A 23353-nucleotide genomic window follows, 5' to 3' on the forward strand; every position below is an offset into this window, starting at 1 on the left:
GTCGCCCGCTAAGCAGGCGACACAAACTCTATTTTAATGAGGCAGTCATAAATTTATTCATTCACCTAAACCAATATGCTGAGCAACAAAAAAAAAGAAGAAACTCGTAAATTTATGATCTTCACGATGGGGAATCTCAATTTTGCATTGGCAATTGACAACGTGGTGAGGATTATTCCGATACCACAGATTCATCGCAGTGGTGACAAATTATTGGGCATCGCTACCTACGAAAATCAAGAGGTGCTAGTAATTGATCTTTACAAACATATCTATGGTCAAGAAATTGATCAGAAAATAAGTATTACTAATAAAGGCTTTTTAGTGATTTTTTCTAAACAAACAGGCCTATACGGCATTACGATCGCAACTTTGCCCAACGTTGAAGATGTGCCAGTCCAAAGCGTGCAACCCCTCCCCGCCGAATATCGCGATCGCGACAGTTTGGGCATTGCTAGCCACATGATGCAGGCATCAATTAAGAAGTCTGAACCTCAAACTGTATTTTTATTAGATACAGAATTATTGCTGCAACTAGCTGCATGATCCAAACTCACCGCACTGTTACTACCAATTTTGATAGGGCTTTTTGTTTAGCATGGCTGAAAACCAAGATAAAATCTTAGCTAGTTGATGCAATTTATTGAGAAGTCCCGATCGCATGATTTTCCCTGAGTATTCTGACTTTATAAAGCTGGCTGGACATGGCACTGGCGATGATACTAGCAAGGGCAACTTTATACCTGTGTACATGGAGCTAGTTGCGGATCTCGATACGCCTGTGTCAGCTTGGTATCGCGTATGTCAAGGTCAACCCTATAGCTTTTTATTAGAGTCAGTCGAGGGTGGCGAAAGGCTAGGGCGCTATAGCCTGTTAGGTTGCGATCCGCTCTGGGTATTAGAGGCAAGAGGCGATCGCACGACCCAAACTTTTCGAGATGGCACAGTCAAAGAATTTACTGGCAATCCTTTTCAGCATTTGAACAATTGCCTTGCGCCGATCCATCCTGTGCATTTACCAGAGTTACCGCCGAGCTTGGGTGGGCTGTTTGGCTATTGGGGCTATGAGTTAATTAATTGGATTGAGCCAAAAGTGCCTGTGTATCCTTGCCAAGAAGGTGATACGCCCGATGGTGTGTGGATGCAGGTGGATAGCCTCTTGGTATTTGATCAGGTCAAGCGCAAGGTTTGGGCGATCGCCTATGCTGACCTCAGCAATGGTCATGACCTAGAAACTGCCTATAAATCTGCTTGCGATCGCTTGACGGTATTGGTAGACAAATTGCGATCGCCATTGGATCGCCAGAAAACCGCGATTACTTGGACAAATCCTCGTCTCCAGCCACCTGTAAGCTATACGAGTAATGTTACCCGTGAAAAGTTCTGCAAAGCCGTAGAACTGGGTAAGGAGCATATCAAGGCTGGGGATGTGTTCCAAGTCGTTCTTTCCCAACGCTTGACCGCCGAATTTAAAGGCGAGCCTTTTAGCCTCTATCGCTCTTTGCGTGTGGTTAACCCTTCGCCCTATATGGCATTCTTTAATTTCAAAGATTGGCAACTAATCGGCTCTAGTCCTGAAATCATGGTCAAAGCCGAAAGTATCAATGGTGTATCGCGCACAGTCCTCCGCCCAATCGCAGGTACGCGACCCCGCGGCACAAATCCTGCGGAAGACGTGGCACTGGCTAAGGATTTGCTCGCTGATCCGAAAGAAGTTGCCGAGCATGTGATGTTGGTGGATTTGGGTAGAAATGATCTGGGGCGCGTCTGCAAAAGTGGCACGGTGAAAGTCGATGAGTTAATGTCGATTGAACTCTATTCCCATGTAATGCATATTGTCAGCAATGTTGTTGGCGAGATTCGTCCAGAAAAGACGGCTTGGGATTTGCTTCAGGCTTGCTTCCCTGCGGGAACGGTGAGCGGTGCGCCAAAGATTCGGGCTATGGATATCATTCACAACCTCGAAGGCGATCGTCGTGGTACTTATGCAGGAGCCTATGGCTATTATGACTTTGAAGGTCAGCTCAATACGGCGATCACAATTCGTACGATGGTGACCAAGAATGGAACGGCGAGTGTGCAAGCTGGCGCTGGTGTGGTTGCCGATTCTGACCCTGAGAAGGAGTATCAAGAAACTCTAAATAAAGCGAAGGGAATGCTGGAATCCTTACGTTGTTTAGGCTAAGTGAATTGCGGCGCGAAGCGCCGCAATTCACTTATTTATTAGATATCGTGGGTTTGCCCCGTTTGTAAATTCCAAAGACTCGTATAAATGCCATTTGCCGTCACTAACTGATCATGAGTCCCGACCTCGGCAATCTTGCCATGATCCATCACATAAATGCGATCGGCATTGCGAATGGTCGAAAGGCGATGGGCGATCGCAATCGTAGTGCGATTTTTGGTAATACGGTCTAAGGACTTTTGAATTGCCGCCTCTGTCTCGTTATCAACTGCCGAAGTTGCTTCATCGAGAATCAAAATTGGTGGATTGCGTAACACTGCCCTTGCGATCGCAATTCTCTGGCGTTGACCACCTGAAAGCTTTTGACCCCGCTCACCAACGATGGTGTCATAGCCCTTGGGCAGCGCTTGAATAAACTCATGGGCTTCCGCAATCTTGGCAGCTTCAACAATTTGCTCAACGGTTGCCTCAAAGGAGCCATAGGCAATATTTTCTAAAACTGAGCCATGGAATAGAAATACATCTTGACTGACCCAGCCCATACAGGAGCGTAGCGATCGCAATTCTAAGTCACGAATATCAATGCGATCGAGAAATATATGACCTGACTGCACTTCATAGAGTCTTAACAATAATTTGACTAAGGTGCTTTTGCCTGAACCCGTTGCGCCAACTATGGCTGTAGTTTTATTCGCCGCAATTTCTAAGGATAGATTTTCGATAATGGGGAAGTTAGGGGCATAGCCAAAAGTGACATCTTTTAATTGAATCTCACCCTGTACGGGATGCTGTGTAGATAAAGTTTTCGAGCCTGAGTGAATCGTGATCGGCGTATCTAATAAATCTAGAATCCGATTTGTAGAAGCCATGGCACGTTGATATTGATCAAGGGTTTCACCGAGGCGAGTTAATGGCCATAGTAAACGCTGAATCAGATAAATCATCACGGAGTAATTGCCAACCGACAGCCGATTTGCCTGTACTTCTAGTCCGCCGTAATACAGAATCGCAATAAATCCGCCAAAGATGAGAATTCTAATTAAAGGTACAAAGGCAGCGCTATAGGAAATCGCACTGCGATTACTTTGGCGATAGCGGTTACTTTCAATCTCAATGCGCCGACGTTCATAGTCTTCGGTCACAAAGGCTTTGATCGTGGTAATGCCACCAATATTATTCGAGAGTTGTCCATTCAATAAACCAACCTTATCGCGGACATCGGCATAGCGTGGCGCAAGAAATTTCTGAAACCAAATCGACCCCCAAAGAATAAATGGCATCGGTGATAGCGCTAACCAAGCAACATTAGGGGTAATTACAAAAAATGCGCCCCCAATCAACAGCACGGTTGCCGACACCTGAATCACTTCATTTGCGCCACCATCCAAAAAACGCTCCAATTGATTGACATCATCACTCAAGATCGACATCAGCCCCCCCGAACTGCGCTCTTCAAAAAAAGAAAGCTCCAAGTCCTGCAAATGTTGATAGGTATCTAGACGCAGATCATGCTGGACTGTCTGTGCCAAATTTCGCCATTGCAGCGCATAGGCATACTCAAAGATTGATTCCAATCCCCAAATTACAGCACTGATCGCTGATAGAACAAACAATTGCGCTCCCAATCCCTCCACGCCCAAGGGATTCGCCCAAAAATTTTCCTTTTGCAATACCAAATCGATCGCTGCCCCAATTAAAACGGGTGGTGCTAAATCAAAAAACTTGTTGAGGATCGAGCAAATTGTTGCTGTCCAAATTTGCGATCGATAGTTACGGGCATAGCGAGTCAGACGGATAAACGGGTGGACATTAGACATTGCAAAATGCTGTATAGCGGTTGCTATAGTATATCAATATTTAAAATTCACCAAATTAGCGCCAATCATGAGCATTTCCATTTGCCTATGTAGCCCCAAGGGTTGTGCCAATGCCTAATAACGATGTTTCTGCAATCAATCCGCTGGCAATTCAGATTAGTGCGGTTGCTATTTGGCTCGGACTAGTATTTTTAGCATCAGAAGTTTTGCATCGCCTCGATCAAGATCCTGAACTGGTTCGCAAAGTTGTGCATATTGGCACGGGAAATGTATTGCTGATCGCATGGTGGTTACATATACCGACATGGATCTGTGTGAGTGCTGGCATATTATTTACTGCGATCGCATTCGCGTCTCACTATACAAATATTTTGCCAATGCTTAATGATGTGGGGCGAAAAACCTACGGTGTATTTTACTATGCTCTCAGCATTACGATTTTAGTCGCATTTCTATGGGAGCAATATCCCGAATATGCCGTGATTGGTGTAATGGTGATGTCATGGGGCGATGGCATGGCAGCCCTAATCGGTAAGCGCTTTGGGAAGCATACCTTTATTCATTTAGGCAATAGGCGTAGTTATGAAGGTTCTTTTGCCATGTTTGCCACAAGCTTGTTAGTAATGCTTGGTATTTTTGGGATTACTCATGGTATTCAGCCCCGTGACATTGGTGTTGCGATACCTGTAGCAGCGATCGCAGCATTACTAGAAGCCTATTCCCCCGGAGGCACAGATAATCTCTCAGTCCCACTAGCCAGTGCTTTTCTAAGTTTAGCGATGCAAACGAACCTTTAAAAAATAAGGGTCGCGCTAAGCGCGACCCTTATTTTTAACCCAGTGCTTTGCGCTGCAATTACCAACGTAGTAAGTTGAACTGCTCCATATCGACAGTATCGCGACTGCGATAGATCGATAAAACAATCGCAAGACCCACAGCCGCTTCCGCTGCTGCGATCGAAATTACAAAAATTGTAAATACCTGTCCGCGAATACTAGCAGAATCTAAGAAGTTAGAGAATGCCATCAAATTTAAATTAACAGCATTGAGCATTAACTCCACGGACATTAATACCCGCACCGCATTACGGCTAGTGATTAATCCATAGATGCCAATACAAAACAATGCGGCGGCAATAATCAAAAAAGGTTCTAAAGACATATCTGTTTACTATTATTTTTCTATTACCCTTTTCTATGGGAAAGGAGAGAACGGATTAATCTATTTAGACGAGACAAGTTGTTCTTTTGGCTTTTCCAATAGTTCAAGGGATTCTTCATCATCACCTTGAGCAACATTGACCACATCAGGCACAAGTTCCCGACGGGCAAGTACAATCGCCCCAATCAGTGAAACCAATAGCAAAATTGATGCCAACTCAAAGGGTAGTAAATAATCACTAAAGAAATGCTGACCAATTACCACCATTGTCGAAGGTAATTTTGCGATCGCAGGACTAATTGCCCAACTAGTTGAAGTTACCGTCACGCCCAGTAATGCAAACAATCCCAGACAAACAACCCCTGTGACCACACTACGCAAAGCGCCATATTTAACATCTTGATAGTCTTGACGCTTATTGACTAGCATGATCGCGAATAGGATCAAGATATTGACTGCGCCAACATAGATTAAGACCTGCGCCGCCGCCACAAAATCAGCATTGAGCAACAGATATAGTCCCGCAATACTAATAAAAGTTGCCCCGAGCAAAAATGCTGCATAGACGATATTTTGCAATAGCACCACACCCATAGCCGAAGCAATCAGCATTGCTGTCAAAACAACTAGGGATACGGTTTGTGAACCATCACCTAGACCAATATTGTTCATTCCAATCTCCTTTAATAGTCTTACTCAAACCTAATTTAGATGATGACTAACATCATCTAAATTAGTTATTCCTTTGGTGCGGCAGCTTCAGCAATTTCTTCAGGAAGTCGCCCTGCCCGTTTAGCTGTATGAGGTACTTCATGCCCTTCGATAACACCTTTGGGTAAGTAGGCAAGCTCACGAATTGGTGTAACTAATGGATCTTCAGTCACCTTAGTGGGCATCCGTCCGAGGGCAACGCTATCAAAATTCAATTCATGGCGATCAAAGGTGGAGAGGTCGTATTCTTCGGTCATGGATAGAGCATTGGTGGGGCAGTATTCCACACAGTTACCGCAGAAGATACATACTCCAAAGTCAATGCTATAACTCTTGAGTTCCTTCTTTTTCATCTCTGTGTTGAACTTCCAATCAACTACAGGCAAGTTAATCGGACATACACGCACACAGACTTCACAGGAGATGCATTTGTCAAATTCAAAGTGAATTCGTCCACGGAAACGCTCAGAGGGAATCAACTTTTCGTAAGGATATTGCACCGTGATCGGACGACGACGCATGTGATCAAAGGTGACGGACATACCCTGTCCGATATACTTTGCTGCTTGGACAGCATCTTTGGTGTATTCACCAACTTTATTGAGAAATTTCAGCATTTTGGTAATTGGGGTTTAAGTTTCTGCTTTAAATTCAAAAATCTTGTCCCTCTCTCCTTATGAGAAAGGGGCTAGTGAAGGCTTATCCACCAAAAGCAAAGGGAAAAGCGAGTTTCAATGCTGCCGTAATCAGTAAGTTCGCTAAGCCAATCGGTAACAAGAACTTCCAACCTAGATCTAGCAATTGGTCAATCCGCACACGGGGGACTGTCCAACGTAACAGAATTGCAAAGAAGATAAAGGCGTAGGTTTTGACAAGGGTTGCAGTTAGTCCAATAAAAGCCGCCAGAACTTGCCACCATGCCGTATTTGCTTCAATACCCAGAGCATCACTAATTTTGTCGATAGGGAAAGGTAATTCCCAGCCGCCGAGGTACAAAATCGATGCTAGTAGTCCAGCGAGTAAGAGGTTAGCGTAGGAGCCACCATAGAAGAAGGCAAATCTGATCCCTGAATATTCAGTTTGATAACCCGCAACCAGTTCTTCTTCGGCTTCGGGTAAGTCAAAGGGCAAACGCTCGCATTCAGCAAGGGCAGCAATGATGAAAATGACAAAACCAATCGGTTGCCGCCAAATATTCCACGACAAAATTCCATACTCGGCTTGCTGATTGACGATATCAATGGTACTTAGTCCATTGGTCATGAGTGCGATCGCAAGTACAGCTAATGCTAGAGGAATTTCATAACTAATAGACTGTGCGGCAGCCCGTAAACCACCCAACAATGAGTATTTGTTGTTAGAGGAGTAGCCCGCCATTAGTAAACCAATGGGCGCAATACTCGAAATGGCAATAATGAAGAACACACCCGTGCCAATATCGGAAATGATCAAGTTCTGACCAAAGGGGATGACAAGATAACAGATAAATACTGATGTAAATACGAGGGCAGGTCCAATGGTGTAGAGCAAAGCATCGGCTTTGGCAGGAACTGTACCTTGCTTAATCAGTAACTTGCCCACGTCCGCAAGGGGAATTAGCAAACCAAATGGCCCCGCATACTCAGGACCAATCCGTTGTTGGGCAGCCGCCGAAATCTTCCGTTCTAGCCATGTGCAGACCAATGCGCCCACGGTCACGCCCAAAATCATCACTGCCATGGGCAGTACCATCCAAATTAATTTGGCAACATCCGTCGGTAGCCCAAGCCCCGACAAGATTTCGATTAAAGATCTTTGTAAATCAATTCCACCGTACATTAGCGATCGACCTCACCCATAATAATGTCCACACTGCCAAGGATTGCCATGATGTCAGCGAGCTTCATGCCCCGCACTAACTCTGGCAAAATTTGTAAATTGATAAATCCAGGTGGACGAATCTTGAAACGCCAAGGGAAGACGCTATCTTCGCCGATGATATAGACACCGAGTTCACCCTTGGGCGCTTCGACGCGAACATAATGCTCACCAGCAGCAACTTTGAAGGTGGGAGATGGTTTTTTGCTGATGAACTGATAGTCCATTGAGTTCCATTCACTCTTCGGCCCTGCAAGGACTCTCTGGGCTTCGAGGTTTTCGTAAGATCCCCCCGGAATTTGCTTGAGACATTGCAGGATCATTTTCGTGGATTCACGCATTTCGCGGACGCGCACCAAGTAACGCGCTAAGCAGTCGCCACCATTGTCCCACTGCACATCCCAATCGAGTTCATCGTAGAGTTCATAATGATCAACCTTACGTAAATCAAGCTTTACACCTGAACCACGCAACATTGGGCCTGATAAACCCCAGTTAATTGCTTCGTCACGGGTAATTGTGCCAAGTCCTTCAATTCGCTTACGGAAGATGGGGTTATTGGTAATTAATTTTTCGTATTCGTCGATGACAGGAGTGAAGTAGTTGCAAAAGTCTTCACATTTCTCGATCCAGCCGTAGGGGAGATCGGCAGCAACTCCCCCAATGCGGAAATAGTTGTGCATCATTCGCATCCCTGTTGCTGCCTCGAACAGGTCATAGATCATTTCCCGTTCACGGAAGACGTAGAAAAATGGGGTTTGTGCGCCGATGTCTGCGACGAATGTGCCGAGCCACAGTAGGTGAGAGGCGATGCGGCTAAGTTCTAGCATGATCATGCGAATGTAACTGGCGCGTCTCGGCACTGGTACATTCGCTAATTTTTCGGGGGCATTGACGGTGATTGCCTCGGTGAACATAGTTGCGAGGTAATCCCATCGGGTCACGTAGGGCAAATATTGGATAATCGTGCGATTTTCGGCAATTTTTTCCATGGAGCGATGCAAATAACCTAAGACAGGTTCGCAATCGACTACATTTTCGCCGTCTAGCGTGACGATAAGTCTAAGAACGCCGTGCATGGATGGGTGGTGAGGTCCCATATTTATGACCATGCGTTCGGCTTTGGTTTCAATCATCACCATGATTTGCGATCGCCTCTTTACTCTGTAAACTGTTGCTCTGGATTATTAGTGCTAGTTTTGCTAGGTTTGAAGATGTACTGTGCAGAACACGGCACATTCCAAATCTTTGTTATTTTAAGTCACAGCCTGAGCGATTGCTTCAGCAAATGACTCTATTGGTTATGTTATTTAAGTAGATATGCCTTGATGTTTATCAGTATATCGTCATGTTGGGGCGGGAATATGTGTTAAAAAGTGTCTAATTGCTGGTTTTGGGTTCAGGTTATCCTATCAAAATCATATACAAATATCTATGCTTTCCTGATCAATCATTATCTTTCAACTATATATGTGTAGCGATGTATGTCTTAAATTGCTTGGCTATAGATATAACTTAGAGTAGATGGTAGCCAAAAACCTCTTTATTACGGTGAGATCAAAGTCTTAAAAGCTACAGGTGAGTATCATGCAATCCCTCGTACCAGCCCTCGAAAAACAGGCTAAGACTTGGAAATTTATCGAACTTTGGGTTGATCCCATCCCTTTTCCGCCGAAAATTTTGATGCTTGTAGTTGATCACAATGACAAGTGTAATGTTTTCAATCCTGCGGCAGATTACAAATTGGTTGTCTCTCACTCAAATTATCAAACCGCCGAAGAGTGGTTTCTTGAAGATGAATATGAACGAGTCAAGGGCAAGCTTTTAGCTGAAGAAATTATGTAAGACTATGCGATCGCCTATTCATGAGAAATTAAACAAGGAGATCGCCTAAGTTTCGCCTAATTCTGGAGCTTCCCCAATTGTTTGCTGGTATGCGTGGCGAATATGAAGAATGCGGACTGTGGAGATTTCTGGTCTTTCCAAAATAGTGAAAATCACTCGATATGAATTACGCCCCCTACCATAGAGCAATTGACGGAGTTCTTGGCTAAAATGCTCATTCTCTCTTGCTAATGGACAACGCTTAGGCATTTGAGATAAAGATGCAATCGCTTCTAGCAAACCTGAATACCATTGACTAGCATTTACGGAAGATGAGATTTGAGACAGTCGTAAAAATGCACTATCTGCTTCAGATCCGGCAATACTTGAGATTTCGATGCGGTAGTTCATGAATTGGCTGGCAGATTGTACTTATAGCGTTGTTCTTCAGCAAAATCTTGAAAAGACCGATATCGTCCTGCCTCAAAGTCATCTAATCCTTTTTGAATGCCCTTAATAGCTTCCTCAGAATCTTTTTCTTCCCAATCTAAAATACTCGCTAATAATTCGGATGCAATAGAATTAATATCTTGACCTTGTTTTGCGGCTCTGCTGTGGAGCAATGCTTCTAATTTGGGATTAAGGGTAACAACTATTGACATAGAAAGCCTCTTCTAGCGCAAAGTTTCAAGGTGATTATAGCCTGAATCAATTACTCTCAGCGATCGTCTATTCACCAAAAATCAGTCATTGGTCAGTTAATCGGGTATTGGTGCTGAAACGCCATATTTAGAATTAGCGACCTCATTTAGATTTCAGTATGATTATGTCCAAATCAAAAATCGTAGGGTTATATAAATCGCAGCTACGACTAGTTGGATAATCATCACGGGGATACCATAGCGCAGGAATGTCTTAAACGAAATTCTGCGTCCATGCTGCTCGGCAACCCCTGCGGCAACAATGTTTGCTGAAGCGCCTACTAAAGTTCCATTACCGCCAAGGGTTGCGCCATACATCATTGCGTAAAACAGAGGCAGTACAATTTCAGGAAACTGTCCAGTAAAATCATTAGCAAGAACCGACGGATCTGCTAAGCCGACGTTTACTACATATTGCTTGAGTAAAGGAACCATTGCTACGACAAGGGGAATATTGGGGACAACGCTAGAAATTAACCCTACAAAGAAAACCACAATAATTGAGGCGAGGGCGATATTCTTTCCTAATACCACTGCCAAAATTCCTGACATACTCGCGATTACACCTGTTTTCTCTAGTCCACCAATCAGCACAAAAATGCACATAAAGAAGATCAATGTACTCCAATCCACATCGCTTAAAATGTGCTGGACAGTATCAATTTTGCTGTGGTGAGCTAGCATTAATGCGAGTCCTGCTCCTAGTAGCGCGACTGTGGCTGGCGATACTGGGATAGGCAATGATTCTCCGATCACGAAAAATGTAAGAACAAAAGCAGTGATTACTGCTCCAATAATCAGGGTACGCGGGTGATTAATTTTGGGGTGGGGAAGGCGTTCAAGATTCTCTAGTTTTGTCCGCCAGATTTTGCGGAATAAAAATGGCAGCAGTGCCACAATGACACCAACAGCAAGCGCCCCGCCAAGGCTTAGTTTGCCTAAATAATCGACAAAGCTCATATTGATAGAGTCCCCGACAATATAAGTTGCGGGATCGCCCACAATGGTTAACAAACCTGAGCTGTTAGCAACAAATACCATCAAGATTAGTAATGGCACAAAGTCCACACCGATTTCCTGAGCCATCGGAGGAATTAAGGGAGCTAGCAGCATCACAGTTGTGGCGTTAGGTAAAACTGCACATATGGGAGTGGTAATGCCGACTATTCCTAGGAGCAGTCGATCTCCTCTACCTCTTGCAAAGATCACCATTTTTGTCGCGAGATATTCAAAGACTTTAGTTGGCTCAAAGGCTCGTACCATCACCATTACCCCAAAAAACAGCCCTAGCGTGCCATGGCTTTTGCCGATATAGGCAAGGGCTTCGGGCATAGTCATTATGTTGGCGATGATCAGAAATAATGCGCCCAAAAAAGCCGCGATCGTAAAATGTATCCACTCAGTAATCAGTAAAAAAATCACACTGAGAAAGGTAACTAGTGTTACGGTTGCTTGCCAAGTTGCCATTAAGTTTCAATTTGGTGAGATGTTTTCAGGTTGAGTGTGTTTGCACAATAGCAACATAGTTTGTAATCAGAAAGATTAGGCAATAAATCTCAAACAACAAGGTATTGGTCGCTACTTAGATATGGCGTATTCTTGTTGGAGGAATTTTATAAAATCGCCTTGAGCAAAGATAGCTTTAGGGTTAAAGGGTCTGCGATCGCAATATTTTCTAAGCAGATAATCGGGTAGAGTTTTCAGGATATGTTTCAAATAGATAGAATCGCAAATAACATCATCAAATTGAGTATTGCTATTGATTTGCCATGACTCGATACAAGCATCGGTCAGGATGGCTCTACTGAAGTTGGTATCTAGGGCTGTAATCCGAAATAGATCGGCACTGTGGAGATTCGCGCCATCACAATTTGCTCTATTGAGATTAGCGGCAAATAACTTGGCTTTACTAAGATTAGCCGATTTAAGATTGGCAGCACAGAGATTCGCAAAATCAAGATTAGCTTCGCTGAGGTCGGCATTACTGAGATCGACTTCTTGCAAATTAGTTTGATTAACAGCCACAAATGGAATAGAACTGCCAATGGAAAGTGTTTGCATATTTTTTACCTTCACAAATTCGGGAATACCCAAACTGAGATTGGCTTTGTGTAAATTTGCCCCTGTCAGATTTGCCCCCGTCAGATTTGCTTCACATAACACTGCTTCCTGCAAAATAGCATCGACTAAGATTGCTCCTTGTAGTTCTACTCCGCTTAATAATGCAATACTCAGATTTGCTCTTTTCAATTTTGCTCCCTTTAGGGTCGCACCAAACAAAGTGGCTTCGCTAAGATTTGCCTCATTCAGGTTGGCAGCGCTGAGATTTGCGCCACTGAGGTTTGCCTTGCTGAGATTAACTCCACTCAAATCAACCTTCTCAAAGTTTGCCCCTGCCGCACTAAATCTTTGCCCCTGAGCGCCGTGGCTATCCAGCCATAGTTGATGTTTGCCTAATTTATCCTTGAGTGGAGATCGAAAAAATGCCATAGATTTATTTCTAATTAAGTGATTTGGCGATATGCGCTAAAGGGAATTCCTGTTCGTTTTTTGATATCCATGATTGATTTAAAGTCGCCGCGCCGTTGTCGCTCGTCAAAGATTGCGATCGCAACTTTGGCATCAATACCCATGATCATCAAATCTTCAACGGACATAGAATTAACTCGCTTCCACGAATACTCAACTTCTTGACGATAGTCATAGCTAAAAGTCACCATTGGCTCAATTTTTTTGAGGGTGGCGTTGGGAATTTCCAGAATATCGTGTAGTTCTTCTAAGCTTGTGAAAATATGTCCCTCATCCCGTAAAGACTCAATATCATTGGCATAAACAATGGGCAACCCTAAAACATTGACCAAATCATTTTTTGAGCAGCTATTAATCTCGATTTTGGTACGACTAGCGGCGATTGCCTTAAATAATTTAGGGTCTTCTGGCAAGGGTAAATTCTTGGGATAGGTTTTAGCCAAGTATTCCTGCTTCAGGGCAAATGCGGTAATCACTTGGGCAAGCCAAATCACAACGGAGGCAGTTTCTGACATTGGCGCAAGAATGATCGCCCCAGCGACAAAAACAGCACCAACGCCTATCCAAATATTTGAGCCTGCCTTTACGCCAGCGTAGGCAATTGCGCCACCGCCTAATGCTGGGAAAAAAGACCACCAAACCCATGCTGGTGTTTGATCAAACCATGAAGGTTGAGACATAAGTCTAAATTTTCTATAGGACTAGATGTTTTTGAGGAGTTTTTTGCGCTTCTCTTCATACTCTTCAGCCGTGATGATGCCTTCATCGTAGAGCCTTTTGAGATCACTAAGGGCAGCAGTAGATTCGCGAATTGAGACGGCTGGTTGCGGTGCAGATGCGTTAAATTTGCGATCAAATTCCGTATCTGACATGACTAATAACATGATGAACTCAATGAAAGCCACCAGCGATGGAATAAATGTCCACCAGAAAAAAAGATAAAGGATTCCTAACCCAGCCTGTCCTAAATAAAATTTATGCGCTCCTAACCATCCAAAAAAGAAACACCAAAGAATTGCCGCAGTCCGACTTTTTTTCATTACCTAATGTCCTCGTTCATGTTCTTAAATATAGTGTTTTCGATTGGGGTTTAGAGTTGTCGATCAATTCTGAGCGTCTATAACAAAGGTGTTTATTTATTTATATTTTTCATTTTTTACTTAGTAATTTACTGAGTAAATATACTAAAACGATGCCAAGTTTAACTTCTAGTAAGGTGACATAGACCTGTAAATAGAGATGGGAAACGGAGTCAGAATTAAGGATAAATAATGCCATACCCACGATTGCATAGGGTAGAAATTTTAGTTTCTTGGCTATGGCTAGATTAATCCAATTCGGCAAAAGATCAGCTTTGGTGGTCATTGATGATTTGGCTCAGCTTTACAAAAATATGGCGATGGAATTATGTTTAGCTCTGGTATGCAGCAGTTCCGTGCTGAACTAGTTACATGGTATTGCGATCGCAAAGTTTTAGGGTGCTTTTTTGAGTATTCGTAACTTGAGCTTGGGACGGCTATATCTAGGGATAGAATAGTCTCTAGCTGAATATTTTCTTAGGAGTTGGTTTTGGTTTCTTCAGCAGCATTTTCCAATAGTTCAGATTCTGACAGTCTAGATTGCGATCACGAACGGGATTTAGACGCGCATCGGTCACATTTTCCTGCTTTAGAAATTCAGAACCGCACTTATTTTAATTACGGTGGACAGGGGGTAATGTGTGAGGCTGCCCTCGATGCGATCGCCAATAACTTTAGGCATATTGAGTCGATAGGCAGTTTTTCCAATGCCGCAGGTGAGTGGATGATGTCAGAATATGACGCAACCAAAACGGTAATTGCACAAGAATTGCAAGTTAGCCCTAGCACCATCTCTCTGACGGAAAATACAACTGTGGGTTGCAATATTGCCCTGTGGGCAGTGGATTGGCAAAGGGGGGATCGCTTACTAATTTCGGATTGTGAACACCCTGGCATTATTGCCATTGCCGTCCAAATCCAGAAACGCTTTGGTATCGAAATTGATTATTTCCCCTTGAGCAATACCTGTAACGCTATCGCTGAAGACGAAAGCAGCTCTGAAGTTGTGGAATTAATCGTGCAGCATTTGCAACCGACAACGCGAATGGTCATGCTTAGCCACATTTGCTGGAATACAGGACAGGTAATTCCCTTAAAGGCGATCGCCAAAGCTTGTCATGAGCGCCATGTTTTTGTTGCAGTGGATGCCGCACAGTCGGCGGGCGTACTGCCCCTCAATCTTGCTGATAGTGAGGTGGATTTTTATGCTTTTACAACCCATAAATGGTTTTGTGCGCCATTAGGTTTAGGAGCTTTATATATTCGTACTGAAATTTTTGACGATATCGAGCCTGTATTTGTGGGGTGGCGAGGATTGACTTATAAACCACCAATTCCCCAATGGCGACATGATGGCGCAAAGTTTGAGGTGGCTAGCTCCACCTATGCACTCTATGGGGCAATGCGAATTGCGATCGCAAATGCTAATAGTTGGGGTAATCAACAACAGCGCTATGAAAGGATTTGTCATCTCAGTAAAACGCTCTGGGAAAAGCTGAATGCAATGCCACATATTGACTGTATCCGCCAACTGCCGCCAGAATCGGGACTAATTTCCTTTAAAGTGAATAGGGAAATTGCTAAAAGTGCGATCGCTCAAAAATCCCATGCTTTAATCTCCAAACAATTAGAAACAGAAAACCAAATCTTAATTCGCGCCCTTGCCGATCCTGATTGCTTGAGAGCTTCGGTGCATTACCTCACTTCCATGGCAGATATTGATCGCCTTGTCTCAATTTTAGAAACTATGAATTAATCAATATCTATATCTTTTTGTATTCCTATTTCTCCGCAGCTAAGCACCTAATTCAATTCAAGATTCACAGCCGCTATGTCCCTATTTTCCCAGACTCCTAAACCAACCCCAGACCAAAATGACCAATCGCTATCGCGATCGCAGGTACTCATTGCCATGGCGGTTACTGCCATTATCTTTTTGGGCATTTCCAAGGCTTGGGTGTATCTAGGAGGTATCTCCATGATTCCCCTATATTGGCAACCCGAACAAGCTTTGATTGGGGTGGGAATTGGTATCGGTGTGGCACTACTTAGCAGTGTCATCTATGAATTATGGGAAAGTTATCGTATTGCCGCCCAAGAATATTTACAAATGGTACTGAAACCATTGGAGCCGATCGATCTGATTTGGTTAGGTCTATTACCGGGATTAAGCGAAGAAATGCTATTTCGGGGAGTGGCTTTACCTGCTTTGGGCATGAATGGGGTAGCTTTGATCATTACCAGTGTAATTTTTGGTGCATTACATATGGCAAGCGCCAAGCACCTTTCCTATACAGTCTGGGCGATCGCCGTGGGGATGATGCTCGGTGCGGTGACTATGTACACGGGCAATCTGTTATCAGCAATCGTCGCTCACATTCTCACAAATGCTCTGTCGGGGGTGATCTGGAAATATAAGCAATCACAAGCAATCTAAAGTTGCTTGAGCAGGGCTTGGCGCATAATTTCAATGGGGACTGGTTGATCTAGCCAAAATTCAAGGGCAATTGCACCTTGATTGATCAGCATTTCTAAGCCGTCAATTGCCGTTAGTCCCCTTGCTGCGGCAATTTTTAAAAATTTGGTCGGGCGTGGTGTGTAAATGAGGTCATAGACGATGGCATTGTTTGGCAAGAGCGCCATTTCTGCGGTTGAGATTGGTGTGTTTGGATCGCTTGCCATGCCGACGGGAGTGGCATTGATTAAAATCCCTGTAACTTCTAGCAAATGGGGCAGTGATGCCCAAGGATGAACTCGCAAATTGTAATCCCGCAACTGGCTGGTCATTTCCCCATAAAACTTTTTCATCTTTTTGCGATCGCGACCCACGACATGGATCATCGGGCAGCCTAGCTCTAAACAAGCGGCAACCACTGCCTTGGCAGCACCACCACTGCCAAGGATAACGGCAGGCATCTTTGTCCAGTCACAATCCATCTGCCGAAGTGGTGCAATAAAGCCTTCCACATCGGTATTTGTCCCAACCCAGCGCTCCTCAATCCGCTTGACTGTGTTCACTGCCCCCACCGATTTTGCGATCGGTAACACTTCATCAAGCAGGGGGATAACTTCAACTTTGTGGGGAATCGTTAAGTTAAAACCTTGAACTGATTGCACTGCTTTTAAACCTGCGATCGCCGCCACCAGATCTGCCACAGGTATCGGCAATGGCACATATACATAGTCCAGTCCCATCGCGGCGATCGCGGCATTGTGCATTACGGGCGAAAGACTATGAATAACGGGAAAACCCATTACTCCAAAAATTTTAGTTTTTCCTGAGATGTTCATGCTCATGGTTATTTAATATTCGTAATCGCGCCTAATCGATCGTCAAACGGAAAGAATCTAATCGTTGCTGTACCGATGACATTTTCTTTGGGCAGAAATCCCCAAATATGTGAATCATTACTATGATTGCGATTGTCACCCATCATCCAATAATGACCTTTTGGTACGGTCACAGTCCGCATCATATATTTAGGAGATTCGGCAATATATGGCTCATCGAGAGCTTCTCCATTGCGATAGACTTTACCGCCGCGCACGGCAATCTGATCACCTTCGATACCAATTAAGCGCTTAATATAGGCTTTAGTGTTGTCCTCGATCGCAGGAGATTTTGGTGGATAAAAAATCAAAATATCACCGCGTTGAGGTTCTTGCCATTGCATCGAAATCTTATCGACTAAAATGCGATCGCCAACTTGCAAAGTTGGCTCCATTGAGCCAGAGGGAATGAAACGCGGCTCAACAATGAAAGCACGTAAAAATAATGCGATCGCAAGCGCAATCACAAAAATTCGCACGGTTTCCCCATGTTCTTGCCACCAAGGCTTGGCTGCGGTCTGCGGTTCGAGTTTACTTTCTGTGGACATGACGAAGATGACAAGATAATTGATTGGTTTGAAATGAATATAGGCTCATCTCAAACCTTGTATGGGGAAGCGACTAATTAATACTTAGGAATGCTCAAATTCCCTGTGCGGTTATCAAGGGGCCAATAGCGAAACATGGCTCGTCCCACCAGATTTTCTGCGGGCATAAAGCCCCATGCATGGGAATCCAAACTGTTATTACGGTTGTCACCCATCACCCAATAACTCCCTTCTGGCACAGTAAAAAATGGATGTTTTTTACCAACTTCAACCTTTTCAGGGCGGAAGCAATTGGGACATAAAGCCGCATCTTGGGTGGGTAAAGTGTAATTAATCGGAGCCGCAATATATGGCTCGTTTAGAGGTTCATCATTGATAAATACTTTACCGTCGTAAATACTAATGCGATCCCCCGGTAAACCAATTACACGTTTGATATAAACCTTAGAGGCATCAGGAACAACGGGATTAATCGGCGGATTAAAGACAATAATTTCACCACGTTCAGGTTTACGCCAACGAATGGATAGCTTATCGATAATTAATCGATCATCAATTAATAAGGTTGGCTCCATTGAGCTAGAAGGAATATATCGTGGCTCGGCAACAAATACTCTTACACCAACCGCCAACAGCACAGCCACGGCAACGGTGGGCAAGTTGTCTGTCAAAAAATTTTTAAAGGAGCTTTCTTGAACAGGGGGAGCTTGCTTGGGATCGGAGGGAGGATTGTTTGGGCGATCGCTAGGATTATCAGAGGACATAAAAATGCTCGCAGGAGATGTACTTATCTTAAAGCCTGTTTCGTAAGGATGTCGCTTAGCAACCTTCTTACTACTTTTTCAAGGCACTGGGAACTTCGATCGCATGATCGCCAGCCAGATTAAATGTTTGATGAATAACCTTGAGTGCTTGTTCCGCTTGATGGTCACGCACCACGCAACTAACTTTAATTTCGGAGGTGGCAATCATCTCAATATTAATGTTGGCATCGGCAAGAGCGCTAAACATTTGGGCGGCAATCCCTGATTGATGGATCATATTTGCACCAACAATACTGACCTTACTAATTTCCGCGTCACAGCTTACTTCACCATAGCCCAACACGGAGGCATACTGCTTGAGAGCCGTTTCGGCTTTGGCAAGATCTGCGATCGCAACGGTAAAGGCAATTTCATTAACATCCCGATCTGACTGGGATTGCACAATCATATCGAGACTAATATTTTGCTCAACAAGCTGTTCTAAAATTTTCGCTGCCATCCCAGGACGATCGGGTACTTTCTGCACAGCAATACGGGCGCGATTGCGGTCTAGAGCCACACCACGGACAGGCAAGCTATCTGCAATTGATGCTGTAGTTTCCATTTCGCAAGCTTGATGACTGCTGACTGGGACATCAAAGGCTTTTTGGATCGCTGCAATTGCTGCACTACCATCCGAGGCAGCGATGACACAACTAATCTTGATTTCAGAAGTGGAGATCATCTGAATATTAATTCCTGCCTCCGCTAATGCTGTAAACATTTGCGCAGCAACTCCTGGTCTGCCAATCATGCCCACACCCATGATGCTGATTTTGGCAACATTGGCATCGACGGTGATTAAACTTGCACCGAGTTCAAGACCACGGGTAACAACTTCCGCTAGTTTGAGCTGATTTTGAGGAATCGTAAAAGCTATATCATTTACTCCTTCGGTTTCCTGCACAGCTTGAATAATCAAGTCAACATTGATCCCCTGAGCGGCGAGGGATTGAAACAACTGAGAAGCGATCCCTGGATGATCGGGTATTTGTAGCAGAGCAATTTTGACTTGATCGTAGTCAATCGAAACATTTTCCACAAACCGACTGACTTCTAAGGATTGCAGATTGCCAGTACCAATACGTGGTGAGGTGATCACTGTACCTGCATCATCGAGCCAACTCGATCGCACACACATTTTCACACCAAAGTTACGGGCAATCTCAACCGAGCGCGGATGCAAAACCTTTGCACCTAAACTCGCTAACTCCAACATTTCATCACAAGTAATTTCCGCCAACATCTGAGCCTTGGGGACAATGCGGGGATCGGTAGTCAAAATGCCGGGAACGTCGGTATAAATTTCACAAATATCGGCTTCAATTGCCGCCGCGATCGCCACGGCAGAGGTATCCGAACCACCGCGCCCCAAAGTTGTGATTTCCGTACTTGGTAAACCAGTAGCAGGATCAATTGCCACACCCTGAAATCCTGCAATTACAACAACCTTACCCAGCCCTAGCTCAGTTTTAATGCGTTCAGGCTCAACATATAAAATTCTGGCACGAGTATGGTTCGGCTCGGTCACGACCCTAACCTGTGAGCCGTTCATTGCGATCGCAGGTTGCCCAGCCGCCTGCAATGCCATACTCAGTGTGGCGATCGTCACCTGCTCACCTGTGGCTAAGAGCAGGTCCATTTCACGCTCTTTTGCGGCAATTTCGCTGAGAGTTTGAGCAGTCGTTGATACTGATTCAGCGAGAGCAACTAAGCCATCGGTGGTTTTACCCATTGCCGAAACAACTACGACAACTTGATTACCTAAATCAACTGTCCGCTTAATCCGATCGCGTACTGCTTTAATGCGATCGGCATCGGCTACGGATGAGCCACCATATTTTTGAACTATTAACGCCATTCGTGGGAAAAATTTTTAAAGCGAAGAAAGGATTATTAGAGACTTCTGTAATGTTTTGCTTACGAAATTTAGTTGAATTAAGTCGCGGTAAAGCACTACAAGAATAATCATCATACATTTGTTAGCGATCATCAAATCCCAAAAAGATGACCGATAGATAGGCATCTATGCATCGCAACAACCATTTTTAGACTTCGGTGACTCATAAAAGTTTTCTGCGATACATTGCGATCGTGTTAAATGCCAAGTATTGTTAAGATAATCCGTAATTTACTCCAATGGTATGATTGCCTAGTCAGGAGTGAACATGTACTTAACAAGGAACTGTCTTTTATGCAAACGGGGTCTGTTTCTCCACTGGTTCTGATCATTTTGGACGGCTGGGGTCATAGGGAAGAAACCGAGGGCAATGCAATCGCCGCAGCGCACACTCCCATCATGGATAGTCTGTGGAACACGTACCCCAAAACCCTGCTCCAAGCGTCTGGCAAAGATGTTGGTTTACCAAAAGGTCAAATGGGCAACTCAGAGGTTGGTCATCTGAACATTGGTGCTGGTCGGGTTGTCCCCCAAGAATTAGTCAGAATCTCTGATGCTGTCGATGATGGCTCATTGTTAGCCAATCCTGTACTGGTCGAAGTTTGTAGCAAGGTTAAAGCTAACCAGAGCAAATTGCACCTGATTGGTCTTTGCTCCGATGGTGGTGTACATTCCCATATTGATCACCTCATGGGACTACTGGACCTCGCCAAATATCAAGGTATTAAGGATGTTTGTATCCATGTCATCACCGATGGTCGCGATACCTTGCCGCAGTCAGGCATCCAATTTATTAAGCTTTTGCAAGCCCACATCGACAAGATTGGTGTTGGTCGTATCGTGACCGTCAGTGGTCGCTATTTTGCCATGGATCGCGATAAACGCTGGGATCGGGTGCAAAAAGCCTATGAAGTTTTGACTAATGACCAGATTACCACGGAGCTAACCTCTGCTGTTGAGCTATTAGAATCCGCTTACAAGGAAAAAATTACAGACGAATTTTTGCCGCCCACGCGGATTGCCCATGGCGCGATCGCAGCAGGTGACGGTGTAATTTGCTTTAATTTCCGTCCTGACCGTTCCCGCGAAATCACACAGGCTTTAGTTGCCAAAAACTTTACGGGATTTGAACGTGAGTTACTTGAAAATCTCACCTATGCTACTTTTACACAATACGATAGCTCTTTACCTGTTCCCGTTGCTTTCTTGCCACAAAACCTCACTAATTTACTGGGGCCAGTTGTGGCATCCCATGGACTAAAGCAGTTACGTCTTGCCGAAACCGAGAAGTATGCTCATGTTACCTATTTTTTTGATGGTGGCATGGAAGAGGCTAGCGAAGGGGATGATCGAGTCTTGGTAAATAGCCCAAGGGTATCTACCTATGATCAAGAACCAGCGATGTCGGCATCAGAGGTGACTCGTATTGCTTCTAAGGCAATTGCCAAACGCACCTATTCGCTGATCGTGATCAACTATGCGAACCCTGACATGGTAGGACATACAGGTAATTTTGAAGCGACAGTCAAAGCCCTTGAGCATGTCGATCATTGCTTAGGCAAGCTATTGTCGAGCATTGCCAATGCAGGCGGTACGGCTCTCATTACCGCAGACCATGGTAATGCCGAGTACATGTGGGATGAGCATGGTAATCCTTGGACTGCCCACTCGAATAATCCTGTGCCATTTATTTTGATCGAGGGTGAAGGTTGCAAAATTTATGGTCATGGGGCTGATGTAAAGCTCAAGGCATCAGGTGGTCGTCTCGCTGATATTGCGCCGACGATCTTAGAGATTTTACAAATTCCCCAACCTCCAGAGATGACAGGTGTTTCTCTGCTCGAAAAAGCAACTTACGAGATCAAGATGGAAAAAACTCCTGTCAAAATCGGCAGATAGGCAGAAGGCAAGTTAACACTTACTTTTTAGGTTGGTGCAAAATATATAGGGCAGTAAGTAAAGTTACTGCCCTATATATTTTTAGGATATTTTGAGGGGCAACTTAAATGTCGAAACTGACCAGACGCGAGTTCATTGCTGTTAGTAGTCTCACTGCTGGATTTGCGATCGCAGTACAGCCAATTTCCGCCAAGGTGATCACCACTGATACCAAAGGCATCGTGGCTGGAGAAATCAAAATTCCTGTCAAAAATGGCACAATTCCCGCCTATCGCGCTAGACCAACCTTGGGTCAAGATTTTCCTGTAATCTTGGTAATTCAAGAGATTTTTGGTGTCCATAGCTATATCCAAGATGTCTGCCGCCGCCTAGCAAAATTAGGTTATTTAGCGATCGCACCTGAAATGTTTTATCGACAGGGTGACGTGTCAAAGTTGACGGATATTGCCGATATTCGCAAAGTTGTCAGCCAAGTCCCTGACGCACAGGTAATGTCAGATTTAGATGCCACGGTGGCATGGGCGATTAAATCCGCTAAGGCTGATCCTAATAAATTGGGAATTACTGGATTTTGTTGGGGTGGCAGGGTCACATGGCTCTATTCAGCACACAATCCGCAGGTTAAGGCTGGGGTGGCTTGGTACGGCAGGCTGGTCGGCGAGTCAACCGCACTGACACCTAAACATCCCATTGATATTGCCACGAGTCTGCAAACACCCGTTTTAGGTCTATACGGTGGTCAAGATACAGGAATCCCCCTAGATACGGTTGAACAAATGCGCGAGCGACTAAAGGGATGCAGTGATCGATCTGAGTTGGTAATTTATCCTGAAGCTCCCCACGCTTTCCATGCCGATTATCGTCCTTCCTATCGCCAAACTGAAGCTGAGGATGGCTGGAAACGATTACAGGAATGGTTTAAGAAAAACGGAGTTGCTTAAGTTTGTGCCGCCCGCGCAGCAGGAAAAATCAAAACCCAAAAAGTGAGTGGCGGAGCTTTGCTCCGCCA

General features: G+C 44.5%; 26 protein-coding genes. 9 read left to right on the forward strand and 17 right to left on the reverse strand.

Annotation, left to right across the window (positions count from 1 at the left end):
* The first annotated feature begins 75 nt into the window (after positions 1-75).
* Both H6F41_RS03295 and trpE read left to right on the forward strand, forming a co-directional pair.
* Positions 76-546, forward strand: coding sequence for a chemotaxis protein CheW (locus H6F41_RS03295; RefSeq protein ID WP_190402057.1), 471 nt, complete (start codon positions 76-78; stop codon positions 544-546).
* Positions 547-661: 115 nt separating this feature from the next.
* On the forward strand, positions 662-2185 hold the full coding sequence (trpE, locus tag H6F41_RS03300; RefSeq protein WP_190402058.1) for an anthranilate synthase component I: 1524 nt from the start codon (positions 662-664) through the stop codon (positions 2183-2185).
* A 38-nt stretch (positions 2186-2223) separates the two neighbouring features.
* Here the strand turns inward: trpE and H6F41_RS03305 are convergent, their stop codons facing one another.
* Positions 2224-4002, reverse strand: coding sequence for an ABC transporter ATP-binding protein (locus H6F41_RS03305; RefSeq protein WP_190402059.1), 1779 nt, complete (start codon positions 4000-4002; stop codon positions 2224-2226).
* 110 nt (positions 4003-4112) lie between these two features.
* Here H6F41_RS03305 and H6F41_RS03310 point away from each other — a divergent pair, with 110 nt between their 5' ends.
* Positions 4113-4799, forward strand: a complete 687-nt coding sequence (locus H6F41_RS03310; protein ID WP_190402060.1) for a diacylglycerol/polyprenol kinase family protein — start codon at positions 4113-4115, stop codon at positions 4797-4799.
* Positions 4800-4857: 58 nt separating this feature from the next.
* On the opposite strand, the gene nuoK is transcribed toward H6F41_RS03310, so the two are convergent.
* The 5 genes from nuoK to H6F41_RS03335 form a co-directional block, all read right to left on the reverse strand.
* Positions 4858-5163: an NADH-quinone oxidoreductase subunit NuoK gene (nuoK, locus tag H6F41_RS03315; protein ID WP_009627748.1), complete on the reverse strand. Its 306-nt coding sequence runs from the start codon at positions 5161-5163 to the stop codon at positions 4858-4860.
* A gap of 60 nt (positions 5164-5223) precedes the next feature.
* Positions 5224-5835 carry an NADH-quinone oxidoreductase subunit J gene (locus H6F41_RS03320; RefSeq protein WP_190402061.1) on the reverse strand — a complete coding sequence of 204 codons (612 nt, stop codon included), beginning with the start codon at positions 5833-5835 and terminating at the stop codon, positions 5224-5226.
* Between the two features lie 65 nt (positions 5836-5900).
* Positions 5901-6488 (reverse strand): NAD(P)H-quinone oxidoreductase subunit I, encoded by a 588-nt coding sequence (gene ndhI, locus H6F41_RS03325; RefSeq protein ID WP_190402109.1) that lies wholly within the window; start codon positions 6486-6488, stop codon positions 5901-5903.
* An 85-nt stretch (positions 6489-6573) separates the two neighbouring features.
* Positions 6574-7692 carry an NADH-quinone oxidoreductase subunit NuoH gene (gene nuoH, locus H6F41_RS03330; protein ID WP_190402062.1) on the reverse strand — a complete coding sequence of 373 codons (1119 nt, stop codon included), beginning with the start codon at positions 7690-7692 and terminating at the stop codon, positions 6574-6576.
* Positions 7692-8873, reverse strand: coding sequence for an NAD(P)H-quinone oxidoreductase subunit H (locus tag H6F41_RS03335; RefSeq protein WP_190402063.1), 1182 nt, complete (start codon positions 8871-8873; stop codon positions 7692-7694). Before H6F41_RS03335 ends, nuoH begins: the two co-directional genes overlap by 1 nt.
* A gap of 414 nt (positions 8874-9287) precedes the next feature.
* On the opposite strand from H6F41_RS03335, the gene H6F41_RS19315 reads away from it, so the two are divergent.
* Both H6F41_RS19315 and H6F41_RS03340 read left to right on the forward strand, forming a co-directional pair.
* Complete coding sequence (locus H6F41_RS19315) at positions 9288-9356, forward strand: hypothetical protein (RefSeq protein ID WP_408962528.1); 69 nt, start codon at positions 9288-9290, stop codon at positions 9354-9356.
* Between the two features lie 13 nt (positions 9357-9369).
* Positions 9370-9576 carry a hypothetical protein gene (locus H6F41_RS03340; RefSeq protein ID WP_408962529.1) on the forward strand — a complete coding sequence of 69 codons (207 nt, stop codon included), beginning with the start codon at positions 9370-9372 and terminating at the stop codon, positions 9574-9576.
* Between the two features lie 45 nt (positions 9577-9621).
* On the opposite strand, the gene H6F41_RS03345 is transcribed toward H6F41_RS03340, so the two are convergent.
* The 7 genes from H6F41_RS03345 to H6F41_RS03375 form a co-directional block, all read right to left on the reverse strand.
* Positions 9622-9966, reverse strand: a complete 345-nt coding sequence (locus H6F41_RS03345) for a type II toxin-antitoxin system RelE/ParE family toxin (protein WP_190402065.1) — start codon at positions 9964-9966, stop codon at positions 9622-9624.
* Positions 9963-10217, reverse strand: coding sequence for a hypothetical protein (locus H6F41_RS03350; protein WP_190402066.1), 255 nt, complete (start codon positions 10215-10217; stop codon positions 9963-9965). The genes H6F41_RS03345 and H6F41_RS03350 overlap by 4 nt, the downstream gene beginning before the upstream one ends.
* Positions 10218-10379: 162 nt before the next feature.
* On the reverse strand, positions 10380-11723 hold the full coding sequence (locus H6F41_RS03355) for an ArsB/NhaD family transporter (RefSeq protein WP_190402067.1): 1344 nt from the start codon (positions 11721-11723) through the stop codon (positions 10380-10382).
* Positions 11724-11834: 111 nt separating this feature from the next.
* Positions 11835-12746, reverse strand: a complete 912-nt coding sequence (locus H6F41_RS03360) for a pentapeptide repeat-containing protein (protein WP_190402068.1) — start codon at positions 12744-12746, stop codon at positions 11835-11837.
* Between the two features lie 14 nt (positions 12747-12760).
* Complete coding sequence (locus tag H6F41_RS03365) at positions 12761-13465, reverse strand: helix-hairpin-helix domain-containing protein (RefSeq protein WP_190402069.1); 705 nt, start codon at positions 13463-13465, stop codon at positions 12761-12763.
* A 21-nt stretch (positions 13466-13486) separates the two neighbouring features.
* Entirely contained in the window at positions 13487-13825 is a 339-nt protein-coding gene (locus H6F41_RS03370; RefSeq protein WP_190402070.1) for an NINE protein, read from the reverse strand.
* Positions 13826-13934: 109 nt separating this feature from the next.
* Positions 13935-14150: a hypothetical protein gene (locus H6F41_RS03375; RefSeq protein ID WP_190402071.1), complete on the reverse strand. Its 216-nt coding sequence runs from the start codon at positions 14148-14150 to the stop codon at positions 13935-13937.
* Positions 14151-14354: 204 nt separating this feature from the next.
* Between H6F41_RS03375 and H6F41_RS03380 the strand changes: the two genes are divergently transcribed.
* Positions 14355-15620, forward strand: a complete 1266-nt coding sequence (locus H6F41_RS03380) for an aminotransferase class V-fold PLP-dependent enzyme (protein WP_199288642.1) — start codon at positions 14355-14357, stop codon at positions 15618-15620.
* A gap of 75 nt (positions 15621-15695) precedes the next feature.
* Complete coding sequence (locus tag H6F41_RS03385) at positions 15696-16301, forward strand: CPBP family intramembrane glutamic endopeptidase (RefSeq protein WP_190402072.1); 606 nt, start codon at positions 15696-15698, stop codon at positions 16299-16301.
* Here H6F41_RS03385 and H6F41_RS03390 read toward each other — a convergent pair.
* From H6F41_RS03390 to H6F41_RS03405, 4 genes are all read right to left on the reverse strand, one after another.
* Entirely contained in the window at positions 16298-17155 is an 858-nt protein-coding gene (locus H6F41_RS03390) for a shikimate dehydrogenase (RefSeq protein ID WP_408962530.1), read from the reverse strand. The genes H6F41_RS03385 and H6F41_RS03390 overlap by 4 nt on opposite strands.
* Before the next feature lie 8 nt (positions 17156-17163).
* Entirely contained in the window at positions 17164-17742 is a 579-nt protein-coding gene (gene lepB, locus H6F41_RS03395; RefSeq protein WP_190402074.1) for a signal peptidase I, read from the reverse strand.
* Positions 17743-17819: 77 nt separating this feature from the next.
* A complete protein-coding gene (lepB, locus tag H6F41_RS03400) occupies positions 17820-18506 on the reverse strand; it encodes a signal peptidase I (protein WP_190402075.1) in 687 nt (228 codons plus the stop codon).
* Between the two features lie 70 nt (positions 18507-18576).
* A complete protein-coding gene (locus H6F41_RS03405) occupies positions 18577-20406 on the reverse strand; it encodes an aspartate kinase (RefSeq protein WP_190402076.1) in 1830 nt (609 codons plus the stop codon).
* A 333-nt stretch (positions 20407-20739) separates the two neighbouring features.
* On the opposite strand from H6F41_RS03405, the gene gpmI reads away from it, so the two are divergent.
* Both gpmI and H6F41_RS03415 read left to right on the forward strand, forming a co-directional pair.
* A complete protein-coding gene (gene gpmI / locus H6F41_RS03410) occupies positions 20740-22344 on the forward strand; it encodes a 2,3-bisphosphoglycerate-independent phosphoglycerate mutase (protein ID WP_190402077.1) in 1605 nt (534 codons plus the stop codon).
* 107 nt (positions 22345-22451) lie between these two features.
* Entirely contained in the window at positions 22452-23285 is an 834-nt protein-coding gene (locus H6F41_RS03415) for a dienelactone hydrolase family protein (protein WP_190402078.1), read from the forward strand.
* Positions 23286-23353: the final 68 nt, after the last annotated feature.

It is taken from the genome of Pseudanabaena mucicola FACHB-723 (assembly GCF_014696385.1).
GTDB lineage: Bacteria > Cyanobacteriota > Cyanobacteriia > Pseudanabaenales > Pseudanabaenaceae > Pseudanabaena.